Annotated in this window: 13 protein-coding genes and 3 pseudogenes; 9 read left to right on the top strand and 7 right to left on the bottom strand. The window is 75.9% G+C overall.

Features of this window, described 5'->3' with window-relative positions; genetic code table 11:
- Positions 1–82: 82 nt before the first annotated feature.
- Complete coding sequence (locus tag JNO44_RS31955; protein WP_205370901.1) at positions 83–1171, top strand: ABC transporter permease; 1089 nt, start codon at positions 83–85, stop codon at positions 1169–1171.
- On the top strand, positions 1168–1854 hold the full coding sequence (locus tag JNO44_RS31950; protein WP_205367279.1) for an ABC transporter ATP-binding protein: 687 nt from the start codon (positions 1168–1170) through the stop codon (positions 1852–1854). The genes JNO44_RS31955 and JNO44_RS31950 overlap by 4 nt, the downstream gene beginning before the upstream one ends.
- Before the next feature lie 49 nt (positions 1855–1903).
- Here JNO44_RS31950 and JNO44_RS31945 read toward each other — a convergent pair whose 3' ends face one another.
- The 3 genes from JNO44_RS31945 to JNO44_RS31935 all read right to left on the bottom strand — a co-directional run bounded on the left by JNO44_RS31945 (position 1904) and on the right by JNO44_RS31935 (position 3753).
- A complete protein-coding gene (locus tag JNO44_RS31945) occupies positions 1904–2104 on the bottom strand; it encodes a hypothetical protein (protein ID WP_205367278.1) in 201 nt (66 codons plus the stop codon).
- A 179-nt stretch (positions 2105–2283) separates the two neighbouring features.
- A complete protein-coding gene (locus JNO44_RS31940) occupies positions 2284–2760 on the bottom strand; it encodes an indole-3-glycerol phosphate synthase (RefSeq protein WP_205370899.1) in 477 nt (158 codons plus the stop codon).
- 171 nt (positions 2761–2931) lie between these two features.
- Entirely contained in the window at positions 2932–3753 is an 822-nt protein-coding gene (locus tag JNO44_RS31935) for a pyrimidine reductase family protein (RefSeq protein ID WP_205367277.1), read from the bottom strand.
- Positions 3754–3820: 67 nt separating this feature from the next.
- Here JNO44_RS31935 and zapE point away from each other — a divergent pair, with 67 nt between their 5' ends.
- Complete coding sequence (gene zapE, locus JNO44_RS31930; RefSeq protein ID WP_240167743.1) at positions 3821–4948, top strand: cell division protein ZapE; 1128 nt, start codon at positions 3821–3823, stop codon at positions 4946–4948.
- A 40-nt stretch (positions 4949–4988) separates the two neighbouring features.
- Here the strand turns inward: zapE and JNO44_RS31925 are convergent, their stop codons facing one another.
- From JNO44_RS31925 to JNO44_RS31915, 3 genes are read right to left on the bottom strand one after another with little or no spacing between them, the layout of a single operon-like run.
- A complete protein-coding gene (locus tag JNO44_RS31925; RefSeq protein WP_205367276.1) occupies positions 4989–5186 on the bottom strand; it encodes a hypothetical protein in 198 nt (65 codons plus the stop codon).
- 31 nt (positions 5187–5217) lie between these two features.
- Positions 5218–5898 (bottom strand): ABC transporter, encoded by a 681-nt coding sequence (locus tag JNO44_RS31920; protein ID WP_240167742.1) that lies wholly within the window; start codon positions 5896–5898, stop codon positions 5218–5220.
- The gene (locus JNO44_RS31915; protein ID WP_205370886.1) at positions 5895–6812 is read right to left on the bottom strand and encodes an ATP-binding cassette domain-containing protein; all 918 of its coding nucleotides are present in this window, start codon (positions 6810–6812) and stop codon (positions 5895–5897) included. The genes JNO44_RS31920 and JNO44_RS31915 overlap by 4 nt, the downstream gene beginning before the upstream one ends.
- A 230-nt stretch (positions 6813–7042) precedes the next feature.
- Here JNO44_RS31915 and JNO44_RS31910 point away from each other — a divergent pair, with 230 nt between their 5' ends.
- On the top strand, positions 7043–7753 hold the full coding sequence (locus JNO44_RS31910) for an aminoacyl-tRNA hydrolase (RefSeq protein ID WP_235096140.1): 711 nt from the start codon (positions 7043–7045) through the stop codon (positions 7751–7753).
- A gap of 225 nt (positions 7754–7978) precedes the next feature.
- Here JNO44_RS31910 and JNO44_RS31905 read toward each other — a convergent pair.
- A pseudogene (locus JNO44_RS31905) lies at positions 7979–8188 on the bottom strand (SRPBCC family protein); the annotation flags it as partial.
- Here JNO44_RS31905 and JNO44_RS31900 point away from each other — a divergent pair.
- From JNO44_RS31900 to JNO44_RS31880, 5 genes and pseudogenes are all read left to right on the top strand, one after another.
- Positions 8178–8495, top strand: a pseudogene (locus tag JNO44_RS31900) (TetR-like C-terminal domain-containing protein); the annotation flags it as partial. The pseudogenes JNO44_RS31905 and JNO44_RS31900 overlap by 11 nt on opposite strands.
- Positions 8496–8600: 105 nt before the next feature.
- Positions 8601–8825, top strand: a complete 225-nt coding sequence (locus JNO44_RS43845) for a hypothetical protein (RefSeq protein ID WP_240167741.1) — start codon at positions 8601–8603, stop codon at positions 8823–8825.
- A 156-nt stretch (positions 8826–8981) separates the two neighbouring features.
- A pseudogene (locus tag JNO44_RS31890) lies at positions 8982–10278 on the top strand (MbnB/TglH/ChrH family RiPP precursor modification enzyme).
- A gap of 9 nt (positions 10279–10287) precedes the next feature.
- Positions 10288–11274, top strand: a complete 987-nt coding sequence (locus JNO44_RS31885; RefSeq protein WP_205367274.1) for a TIGR04222 domain-containing membrane protein — start codon at positions 10288–10290, stop codon at positions 11272–11274.
- Positions 11275–11411: 137 nt separating this feature from the next.
- Positions 11412–12200, top strand: a complete 789-nt coding sequence (locus JNO44_RS31880) for a TIGR04222 domain-containing membrane protein (RefSeq protein ID WP_205367273.1) — start codon at positions 11412–11414, stop codon at positions 12198–12200.
- Positions 12201–12275 lie beyond the last annotated feature (75 nt).

The following is a 12275-nucleotide window of genomic DNA, read 5'->3' as shown; positions in this document are numbered from 1 at the left end:
CCCGGTACCCGCGCGGTGGGCGACGGTGGGAGCCAGTCGCCGGGCAGCGGGCCCGGCACCGTTGTCGAGGATGGCCGCGCCGGTGTTCGTCGCCTGGAGAGATCTGAGATTCGCCAAGGGCCGGTTCGCCCTGATGGGGACCGTCGTCACCCTGATCACGGTGCTGGTGGGGCTGCTGTCCGGCCTGACGGCGGGGCTGGGCCGGGAGAACACCTCGGCGATCACCGCGCTCCCCGCCGACCACCTGGTCTTCTCCGCTCCCGCCGGGGACGGCAAGCCGTCGTTCACCGATTCCCGGCTGCCGGAGCGGACGGTGCGGGAGTGGGCCCGGGTGCCCGGTGTGCGGAGCGCGGAGCCGCTGGGGATCGCCACCACGAAGGCCGAGGGGGCCGGCGGGAAGTCGGCGGCGGTGTCGGTGTTCGGGGTGCGGCCCGGGTCGCGCCTGGCGCCGTCCGCCGGGCCGGACGGGGACGGCACGGTGGTGCTGTCCGAGAAGGCCGCCTCGACGCTCGGTGTACGGGCCGGCGACCGGGTCTCGCTGGGCGGCCGGAAGCTCGCGGTGGCGGCGGTGTCGGGCGCGGCGATGTACAGCCACACGCCGGTGGTGTGGGCCTCGCTGGGCGACTGGCACCGGCTGTCCGGGAGTCCCGGCGGCGCGGACTCCGGGGGCGCGACCGTGCTCGCCCTGTCCACCACCGGGACGGACGGCCTGGCCGCCGCCGACCGCCGGCTGGACACCAGGACGGTGGCCGCCGCGGACGCCCTGACCGCGATCGGTTCGTACAGCGCCGAGAACGGCTCGCTGCAGTTGATGCGCGGCTTCCTGTTCGCGATATCCGCGCTGGTCATCGGGGCGTTCTTCACGGTCTGGACGATCCAGCGCAGCGGCGACGTCGCGGTGCTCAAGGCGCTCGGCGCCTCGACCCGCTATCTGCTGCGGGACGCCCTCGGCCAGGCCGTCGTCCTGCTGGTGGCCGGCACGGCCCTGGGGACCGCGATGGCGGCCGGGGTGGGCGCCGCGGTGGGCGGCACCGTGCCGTTCGTGCTCGCCCCGTCCACCGTGCTGGTCCCGGCCCTGATCATGATCGCGCTGGGTGCCGTGGGCGCCGCGCTGTCCATCCGCCGCATCACGTCCGTCGATCCGCTGACCGCCCTGGGAAGTGCCCGATGAGCCTCGAACTGTCCGATGTCACCCTCACCTACCCCGACGGCGACACCCGGCTGACCGCGCTGGACGCGGTGTCGCTGACCGTGCCGGCGGGCTGCCTGACGGCGGTGGTCGGGCCGTCCGGGTCCGGCAAGTCCAGCCTGCTGGCGGTCGCCGCGACGCTGATCCGGCCGGACCGCGGGCGGGTGGTGATCGCCGGCCGGGACACCGCGGGGCTGAGCCGCGCGGAGCTGACGACGCTGCGCCGCAGCACCATCGGGACGGTCTTCCAGCAGCCGAACCTGCTGCCGGCGCTGACCGCGGCCGAGCAGCTCCAGGTGATGGCCCATCTGGACGGCCGCTCGCCCCGTACGGCGCGGTCCCGGGCCCGGGAGCTGCTGGCGGCGGTGGGCCTGGCGGACCAGGCGGACCGGCGTCCGCACCAGTTGTCGGGCGGCCAGCGGCAGCGGGTCAACATCGCCCGGGCGCTGATGAACGAGCCCTCGGTGCTGCTGGTCGACGAGCCGACCAGCGCACTGGACCACGAGCGGGGCGCGGCGGTCCTCGGCCTGCTGACCGAGCTCACCCACGCCCGCGGCACCGCGACGGTGCTGGTCACGCACGACCGCTCCCACCTGGACGCGGTGGACGCGGTGGCGGAGGTGCTGGACGGCCGGCTGACCTCAGGGGCGGGCGCCGGGGTGTGAGTGTGTACGGGACGGGCGGGGGCACCGGCCCGTCCCGTACGCGCGGCGGCTAGTCGTCACGGTGCGAGAAGGTGGGGAACAGGCCGTGCTTGTCGGTCACCCGCCTCGTGCCGATTCCACTCTCGGGCGTGGACTCCTCGGCCTCCGGGGCGGCCTGCGCCGACCGCTCCGGGTCGCGCTCGTCGTCCCGGGACCGGCCCTCGCGACGGCCGCGCTTGCGTGGCGCGTCCGGTTCCCGCTGCTCCGCCATGACGTCCCCTTTCCTCGATGCGCCGGTCCTCGGCGGTGCCGGCTGCGGCCCGCGGTGGGCCGCTTCCTGACCAGGAACGCACCGAATCGGGACAGCAGTGCGCTACAGCTGCCCCGTTCGGGTGGCGGGTCGGTGCGGGCTTGACGTGATCCGGCCGGTGCGGGCCGTACCGGGGCGGGTCAGGCGTCGGACGCGTGCGGCTGGTCGTCGGCGGCGTGCGAGAACAGCTTCAGGACCGGGACGCCGACCTTGTGGCGGGCCCGGGAGGCCCAGTCGCGGTGGAAGAACTCCTCGACGAAGTGCGGGGTGGTCAGCACGATCACCTCGTCGGCGCCGGTCTCGTCGACCACCGACTTCAGCAGGTCCAGCGGATGGTCCTCGACCACCTGGCCGACCGCTTCGGAGCCCGCGGCGCGCAGCGCCTCCAGGGTGTGCGACAAGCCCTGTTCGGCGGGGAGCACGGCGTTCGCCCCGCCGGGCTCGTCGCCCTCCCGCACGGCGTCCTCGAACTCGCCGAGCGCGACATCGTCGATGGCCCGCAACAGGACGTCCTGTTTGCCGCGCGGCTGCATGAGGACGACGAAGGAGACCGGGTCATCGCCGTGCAGGGTGGTGACGAACTCCACGTCGGCGGGCGTCAGGGGCTTCTCGATCATCAGTACGCTCGTGAACACGACGGACGCCCTTCTTCTCTTCCGCACCGCTCGCCACGGTGCCCACAGAAACCATCCTGCCCCGTCGCCACACGGGACCTGTCGGCTTTTAGTGTGCCCAACGGAAGCTAAGCGGAACAGATAATTCCGCTCTTTCGAGAACCTGCGGCGCTGTCAGAACCGGCGGTAACGGGTGAACAGGAATCCGGACTCCTCCAGCACGGACACCAGCGCGAACCGCGCGGGAACCGCGACCGCGGGCCCGTCCATGATCCGCTGCGCATCGCCCACCGCCACCACCGGGGCCAGCGACAGACACATCTCGTCCAGCGCCCCCGACGCCGCGAACTGCCCCAACAGGCGCGGCCCTCCCTCGGTGAGCAGCCGGGTGTGCCCCCGTCCGGCCAGCACCTCCGCCACCCGGGCCGGGTCGACGCCCAGCCCCTCGCCGGCGAAGAGCACCTCGACACCCGCCGCCCGGGCCGCGCGCACCCGGTCCTCGGGGGCACCGGCCCCGGTCAGCACCAGGGTGGGCACCAGCGGCTCGGTGAACAGCGGCAGGGCGAAGTCCAGCTCCAGGCCCGCGGTGACCACCGCGATGGCGGGGGCCGGGCCCTGTCCGGCGGCGGCCCGCCGGTCGGCGAACGCGGCCCGGGCGCGGGCCGGCCGGTAGCCCTCCCGCCGGACCGTCTCGGCGCCCACCACGACCGCGTCCGAGAGCGCCCGCAGCACCCCGAAGATCCGCATGTCGGCGTCCCCGGAGAGCGGCTGGGAACGCCCCTCGTGGTGCGCAGCACCGTCCAGGGAGGACACCATATTGGCGCGCAGCCATCCGTGGCGGCCGGCCCGCACCGGGTCGTCCGCCTCCGGGTACGCATAGGCCGTGGCCAGCTCGTCCAGCGTCCACTCGCGGTCGGCGGTCGTATCGGGACCGGCGGTCCGGTCGGCCTCCGGGGCGGGGGTGGTCGGGGTGGGGAAGGGGAACAGGCGTCGCATGGGCGCAGTGTGACATGCCTCGCTCACCCGGTCGGGTGATGCCACGCAGCGACTAGGCTGGACGGCTGTGTCACCTTCCCACTGCTCGTCCTCCCCCGCCCCCTCTCCGATAGCCGCGCCCCCGGCCGACGGGGACCGCGCCACGGCGCCCACCGCGCTCACCTCCCGCGCGCCGCACGTTCCGGCCGAGCGCCTGGTCGCCGAGATGGTGCCGCCGCCGCGCTTCCAGGGCGCCCGCTTCGACACCTACCTGCCGGACCCGGGGCAGCCCAGCCAGGCCGAGGCCGTGCAGGTCCTGCGGACGTTCGCCTCGGGCATCGACGGCGCGGCCACGGACACCGGCGGGAAGCGGCGCTGGTTCTCCCGGGGACCGAAGAAGACCGCCGCACCCAAGGGCCCGCGCGGGGTCTATCTGGACGGCGGCTACGGCGTCGGCAAGACCCACCTGCTCGCCTCCCTCTGGCACGCGACCCCCGCCGCCCCCGAGCTCAAGGCGTTCGGGACCTTCGTCGAGCTGACCAACCTGGTCGGCGCGCTCGGCTTCCAGCAGACCGTGCGCACGCTCGGCTCCCACCGGCTGCTGTGCATCGACGAGTTCGAGCTGGACGACCCCGGCGACACGGTGCTGGTCTCCACCCTGCTGGGCAAGCTGGTGGAGTCCGGTGTGGCGCTGGCCGCCACCTCCAACACGCTGCCCGGCAAGCTCGGCGAGGGCCGGTTCGCCGCCGCCGACTTCCTGCGCGAGATCCAGGGCCTGAGCGCCCACTTCCGCGCCCTGCGCATCGACGGCGAGGACTACCGGCACCGCGGCCTGCCCGAGGCGCCCGCCCCGTACGACGACGAGACGGTGGCCCGCGCGGCGCACCACACCCCCGGCGCCTCGCTCGACGACTTCCCGGCCCTCCTGCACCACCTCTCGACGGTGCACCCCAGCCGGTACGGCGCGATGTGCGACGGCATAGCGGCGGTCTGCCTCACCGACGTGCAGGCGGTTCCGGACCAGTCCACCGCGCTGCGTCTGGTGGTGCTCGCCGACCGGCTCTACGACCGGGAGGTGCCGGTGCTGGCCTCCGGCAAGCCCTTCGACGAGCTGTTCAGCGACGAGATGCTGCGCGGCGGCTACCGGAAGAAGTACTTCCGCGCCATCTCCCGGCTGACCGCGCTGGCCCGGGACGCCAAGACGCTGGTGGCGTAGCCGGCGCCGGCGGCCGGTCGTCCGGCGGGCGCCGGGCGGGTCAGCCCGAGCAGGCCGAGCGCTGGGCCTCCTGCCACTCGCAGACCGGGCAGCGGACGATGCCCGGCCGGGACGCCGGGTATGCGGTCGGACGGCCGCACTCGACGCAGTCTGCGCGGGGCTCGCCCGCGTCGGCGCCGGGGGCCTCCGGGCCCGGGCCGTCCGGGTCGGGCGTGGGGTGCGGATCGGTGCGGGGCATGGGGCGAGCCTACGCCGCGGACCCGGAGCCCTCAGCCGCGGCGCCCGCCGAGGGCGCAGGCCAGGGCCGTGGCTGCGGACGCCAGCGGCACCGCGACGGCGAGCGACAGCCAGGGCACGGTGACGGTGCCCCGCTCGGAGCCGGTGATCATGCCGCGCAGCGCGGCGTTGGCGGGCGACGCACCCAGCACGAGGACCAGCAGCGCGGCGATCAGTCCGACCGGGACGCCCCAGCCGGGGCGGCGCAGCACCGGCGGGGAGCACAGCGCGCCGATCCCGATGCCCAGCAAGAGGCAGACCAACGCGGTGAGCAGCCCGGCGCCGGTCGCGGGCAGCACCGGGACCGCGACCCGGTGACCGGTCGAGTGCGGGTCGGAGAGCAGCGCGACGAAGGCAGCCCCGGCGAGTGCGAGGACCAGCGCCGCGCCGACCGCGGCCAGCAGCGCGGCGAGGTGCGCCCGGCCGGGTCCGGCGGCGGCCGCCACGCAACTGCGGGCGGCCGGCGGCTCGTTGGTGGCGCAGATCCGGGCCAGCCAGACGGAGACCGGCAGCAGCCCGCCGGCGGCGTAGCCGTACGCGTCCAGGATCGGGCCGCCGGTCTGGACGCCGATCGCGAGGAACGCCGCGTAGGCGAGGAGCGGCGGCAGCCAACGGTAGGAGCCGACGAGCAGCGCCGCCTGATAGCGGACCAGCGCCGGCAGGGAGGCGGTCATGGACGGGGAGCCTCTCCGGGAGCAGGGGTTCCGGGGGTTCCGGGGGTTCCGGGGCCGGGCGGCTCGTCGGCGGCGACCGCCCGGATGTGCCACGGCGGGCGCGCGGTGAGCAGGGCGCGCAGCAGGGCGTCGGAGTGGACGGTGGCGACGGTCAGCCGCAGGCTGTTGCCGGGGCCGGGGGCGAGGTCCGGCGCGCCCGGCAGACCGGACGGCGGCGGGCTGCCCGGCGGACCCTCCGCCTCGACGACGGTCCGCGGGCCGGCACCGGCGTCGACCCCGTCGGCCGGCTCGGCGGCGGTGCCGCGCTCCCGGGGCAGCAGCCGGCCGTCGGCGACGCGGTAGCGGGCGCTCGCGGCCCCGGCCAGTCGGCGCGGGTCGTGGTCGACGAAGACCACGGTGCCGCCGGCGGCGACCCGTTCGGCGACCGCGCGGTCGAGGGTGTCGCGGGCGGCCGGGTCCAGCCCGGTCCACGCCTCGTCCAGGACGAGGAGTTCGGGCTCGGCGAGCAGTGCCTGGGCGACCGCGACCTTCTGGCTCGTCCCCTTGGACAGCTCCGCCAGCGGGGTCCGGGCGTGACCGGCGGCGCCGAAGCGCGCCAGCCACTCGGCGGCACGGTCCGCCGCCTCCGGTGTCCGCAGGCCGTGGACGCGGCCGAGGTGGGCGAGGTAACCGGCGGCGGTGAACGGCAGGGCGGCCGGGAACCGCTCGGGCACGTAGGCGGTGCGCGGACGCCCGGTGATCCGACCCGTGGTGGGCCGGTCGATGCCGGCGAGCAGCCGCAGCAGCGTGGACTTGCCGCTGCCGTTGGTCCCCTCGATGCGCAACAGCGCGCCCGCCGGCACATCGAGCCGCACCTCGCGCAGCACCCAGGGCCCGCGCAGGCCGTAGCGCCGCCCGACCCCGTCCAGCCGCATCCGCTGCGCTTCCTGCCGCGGCATCGGCCGCACCTCCCCCGCTCCCCTGTTCTCCTGTTCCCCTGTAGCCGCCGACGGTAGCCGGGCGCGGGCAGCACCGCGTCGGCGGGCGCGGGTTCGGCGACCGTCGGCGGGCGCGAGGGGGGACTGTCGGTGGCGGCTGGCAGACTGATCGGGTGACCAGTACCGAGACCACCGGCCCGTCCGGCGAGCACAGCGCGCCCACCCGGATCGACGACCAGCGGGCGCAGGCCCCCACGGAGCCGGCGCCGGAGTACGTCCTGCCGCTGGTGGTGCGCGTGGAGCGGGCCGCACCCCCCGGGCGCACGGACGCGCTGGAGACCGCGGCGCGGGCGGTGCTGGTGCTGCTCTCCGACGAGCGGGCCACCGACGCGGGCGAGTGGGCCCGGGCGGTGCACGACTGGCAGGACTCCCGGATACGGAAGGTGGTCCGGCGGGCGCGCGGAGCGGAGTGGCGGCGGGCCGGGGCCCTGCCCGGCATCACGGTCACCGGCCGCGAGGCCGAGGTGCGGGTCTTCCCGCCGGTGCCGCTGGACGGCTGGCCGAAGGACCTCGCCCGGCTCCAGGTCTCCGGCACCGAGCTGGACGAACCGCAGGCCCCCGCGGAGCCCGTGGACGGCGCGCCGGTGCTGTGGCTCAATCCCGGGCTGAAGATGTCGGCGGGCAAGGCGATGGCACAGGCCGGGCACGGCGCACAGCTGGCCTGGTGGGAGCTGTCCACGGCGGAGCGGGAAGCCTGGCGCGCGGCAGGGTTCCCGCTGGCCGTGCGCACCGCGACGCCCGCGGCCTGGCCGGCACTGACGACCAGCGGACTGCCCGTGGTGCGGGACGCCGGGTTCACCGAGATCGCGCCCGGGAAAACCGTGGTGACCGAAGGGGGCAGCCGATTCTGCCCCCTCCCCCGCACACCACGGCCGTAGGTCGTGCGGATTGCGCACCACGGGCTGCCCGCGTTCCGGACGGCGCCCGACCGAAGTCGGCCCTCGGGACGCCGGGGACCCGATCGAAGGTCCGCCGCCCCTGTCGGATGCCCCTCTCCACCATCCCGCGCACCCGCGCCATCCGCGTCATCTGCGCCATCCGTCGTGAACTGGCCGATTTCGACGGTGAGTTCCGCGCTCGTCGCACAATCGGGGCGTCGGGGTTCAGTGCCGCTGATCGAGGCTGGTCGCTTCGGCGGTGGCCTTCAGCTCGCGCAACCATGCTTCGAGGTCCTGACGCAGGATCGCGGTCGCGGCGGGAACGTTCGCGTCGACCTGGGCGCCGGTGCGGGTCTCCTCGGTGCTCACCCGGACCCCGCCCTCGACCTCGGTGAAGTTCCATATGTGGACGCCGTCGATGCGCAGCCCCGCGCCCGGCTACCACACCCCCGAGGACATCACCGGCATCGCGGACCGGATCACGGCCGTCCTGCTCGACGCCTGCGCAGCCCTCGCCGCGGACGAACCGACGACACCGTTCGGCGCCCGCCTGGAAGCGCACCGGGAATGGGCCCACGACCACCCCGCCCCACCGGCGGCTCTCCACAAAGCTCTGGCCTTCTGGTCCCGGTTGCACGGTGTCCTGTCCCTGGCGCTCGCCGGCCAGTTCAACGGCATGGGCCTGGACCCCGCCCTGTTCTTCGCGGCCGAACTGGACGGCCTGTTGGCCGCCGGAGCGTGACGTCGTGCGCGGGGCGACGGCCGGGTCGCCGGCGGCGGGCCCCGGTGGGCCGCTCCCCCGTCCCCGCCGGCGGCCCGGCCCACGGCGGGACATACCGTGTCACCCATGCTGACCTCGCTCATCGGCTTCACCGTGGTGGCCGTACTGCTCACCGTCTCCCCCGGCCCGGACTTCGCGGTGGTTCTGCGGACCGCGCTCGGCTCGGGGCGGCGCGCCGCGCTGTGCCGTGCGCTGGGGCAGCGCCCGCGGGTGCGGCGGCGGCTGGACCAGGCCACCGGCGGGGTGCTGGTGGCGCTGGGCGCGGCGGTCGGGTGGGAGGTCGCCCGCTGAGCCGCGGCGGGACGCAACGGCCGGCGCACGGCACGGGCCGGGCCGGCCTCTGGTGAGAGAAGCTCAAATCAACCTCTGAACCGCGCGGGTGCGGGATTCGCCCCGCCCGCGCCGGGTCAGGACTACCCCGACCGCGGGGAGCACAAAGGGGGAACCATGCGTCGTTTGGGGACGGGCATCGGCTGGCGGCCGGAGATCGCCGCGGAGATCGCCGCGCTGCCCGGGGTGGACTGGGTGGAGGTGGTGGCCGAGAACGTCTGCCCCGGCCATCTCCCGGACGCCCTGCGGGAGTTGCGGGATCGCGGCACGACGGTGATCCCGCACGGGGTCTCGCTCGGGCTCGGCGGCGCGGACCGGCCGGACGCCGGGCGGCTGGCGGCCCTCGCCGAGCGGGCCACCGCACTGGAGGCCCCGCTGGTCACCGAGCACATCGCGTTCGTCCGCGCCGGCGGCCCGCTGATCGCGTCGCCGGCGCTGGAGGCGGGGCACCTGCTGCCGATGCCGCGCACCCGGGACGCGCTGGACGTGCTGTGCGAGAACGTCCGGATCGCCCAGGACGCGCTGCCGGTGCCGCTGGCCCTGGAGAACATCGCCGCGCTGTTCGCCTGGCCCGACGAGGAGCTGACCGAGGGGCAGTTCCTGTCCGAGCTGGTCGAGCGCACCGGGGTCGGGCTGCTGATCGACGTCGCCAACCTCCACACCAACCACGTCAACCGTGGCGAGGACCCGACCGCGGCCCTCGACGAGCTGCCGGTCGAGGCGCTCGCCTACGTACATGTCGCGGGCGGCGTCGAGCGGGACGGGGTGTGGCACGACAGCCACGCCCACCCGGTGACCCGGCCGGTCCTGGACGTCCTCGCGGAGCTGTGCGCCCGGACCGATCCGCCGGGCGTGCTGCTGGAGCGCGACGACGACTTCCCCGAGGGCGGCGAGCTGGCCGGTGAACTCGACGCGATCCGCGCCGTGGTGGAGGAGGCGCGCCGTGTCCGGGCGGCTTGAGGCGGTGGCGGACACCGGTCCGGCCCGTGAGCGGTTGGCGCTGGCGCAGGCCGCGCTGCTGTCCGCACTGGTGGCCGGGACGCCCGCCCCGGAGGGCTTCGACCCGGCCCGGCTGCGGGTGCAGAGCCGGGCCCTGGCCGCCAAGCGGGCCTCGGTGGTCGCCAAGGTGGCACCGGAGCTGACGGAGATCCTCGGCGACGGCTACCGGTCGGCCTTCCTCGGCTACGCCCGGCGCCGCCCCATGGCCGGCGGCTACCGCCAGGACGCCCTGGACTTCGCGGCGTTCCTGCTGGCGCAGGACCGCCCCGCGGACCCGGTGGCACGGCGGCGGCTGACGCACTGGTGGCGCGACCGCGCCGGTCCGCGACCGCCGTCCGGGCGCCGCGCGGCGCAGCTCGCGCGGGCCGCCGCCCGGCGGGCAGGAATCCTGCAGCGCGCGCTGCGCCGGAAGTGAGGTGCCGCCGTGTCGTTCACACAAGGGGTGTATCTGGGCCTCGGCCTGTCGTCGCTGGCGCTGCTCGTCGGGGCCCTGGTGGTGCGGCTGCGGACGCCGGCGGTCGGGCGGGTGGCCGGACCGACCCGTGACGTCCGGGAGTTGGCGTTCCTGGCCGGCGGGCCGGGCCGGGTGGCGGACACCGCGCTCTGGGTGATGCACGAGGACGGGCGGCTGGCGATCGGCGGCCCGGGCGTGGTGACGGTGCGGCGCGCCGCCGCGCACGACCCGGTGGAGACGGCCGTGCTGGACGCGGTCGCCGCCACCCCGGGCGGGGCGCTGGCCGCCGTCCGCGGGCGGGCGATGCGCAGTGCGGCGGTGCAGGAGGTCGGCGACCGACTGGCGGCCCGGGGGCTGCTGCGCCCGCCGCGCGCCGGCCGGGGCTGGCGGCTGCTGGCCGGGCTCCAGGTGAAGGCGAGCGTCGTGCTCTTCGCCGTCGCGCTGGTGCTGTCCTTCCTCGCCGTCCGCGACGGCGGTGGTCCGTGGGCACCGCCGGTGGCCGTCCGGGTCGTCCCGGCGGTGGCCGTGGGTCTGCTGGTCGGGCTGCCGTGCCGGCGGTTGTTCACCCGCCGGATCACCCGGGCGGGCCGGTCCGCCCTGGCCGCGGCCCGGCCCCGGGGCACCCGGCCCGACGACCTCCGGAGCCTGGAGGCGGCCTGGCAGGTCGCCGGGCTGGCGGTGGCGCTGGGCGGTACCGCGGTGCTCGCGGACGAGTTGCTGCGGGACCACTTCGTGCAGGCCCAGGGGGCGGTGGCGGCCTCGACGCCGTCCGGCGGGTCGTCGGCGGGCTCCGGCGGGTGCGGCGGGGACGCGGGCTCGGCGTGGTGCGGCTCCTCGGACGGCGGTGGGGACTCCGGATGCGGGGCGTCCTCGTGCGGCGGCGGGTCGTCGTGCGGCGGGAGTTCGGGCTGTGGCGGCTCCGGGTGCGGCGGCGGGGGCTGCGGCGGCGGAGACTGACGATCCGTCAGTTCAGGTGTCCGCACGAAGGGGCCGGTCGGGGCGGCGAGTTCGGCGCCCCGACCGGCCGGGGCGCACTATCCACAAGGTGAGAAACGTCATGGCGGCCGCGCCCGCCGTCCCGTAGAACGTCCACTATGTGGCTCCTCTTCCTCCTGCTCGCCTGGGTGGCGGCGGTCGTCTCCTGTGTCCGGGTCTGCCGTACGGCGGTCGTCACCGGCCAGGCCCAGCACCGCGCCCAGGACACCCCGCCGGACACCGCACCGGACGCCGACGGCGCCCACGCCGGGCTGACCCTGTACGAGACGGCCTATCTCTCCGGCGGCCCGCACCGACTCGCCGATGTGGTGCTCGTCCTGATGGCCCAACAGCGGCGGCTGCACCTCGCCCACACCGGCTGGGCCACGGTCGTCGACCCGGTCGGCCAGGACCCCGTCGAGCGGGCCGCGCTCACCGCCATCTGCCCCGAGGGGCAGTGCCGCATACCCGCCGTCCGGACCGCCCTGTCCGGCACCGATGCGGTCCGGGGGCTGGCCGACCGGCTGGTCGACGCCGGTCTCGCGGCGCCCGCCGCGATCCGCACCGCGGTCCGCCAGGTCCGCGGCGCCGCCCTCGTGGTGCTGTTGGCCGCCGGCGCGACCTACTGGACGGCCCCGTCCGGCGAGCCCGACCGGCTGGTGCTGGCGTGGTTCGCGCTCCCGCTGATCCTCGCCCTCGGCACCTGGGCCATCGCCCGCACGGAGGTCCGTCCGTCCACCGGCTGGGCCACCGAGACCGGCGCGGCACGGCTGCGGCAGGAGCACCCCGGCGTGCGGGACAGACGTCCGGCGCCGGAACCGGCCGGCCTGACGGGACTCGCCCTGCACGGACCCGCCGTGCTCGTCGATCCCGGTTTGCGCGCGGCGCTCCACTCTTCCGGGGCATAGCGTCCGACACCGCCGTACGGTGCTTTACTTCGCCCTCGGTTGGCCCAACTATCCCTTTTGTATGCCCACCGCGCG

The sequence above is a fragment of the Streptomyces noursei genome, from assembly GCF_016917755.1.
GTDB lineage: Bacteria > Actinomycetota > Actinomycetes > Streptomycetales > Streptomycetaceae > Streptomyces > Streptomyces yunnanensis.
Note: the sequence above shows the minus strand (reverse complement) of the source record. Positions and strands in the feature narration are given on the sequence as shown.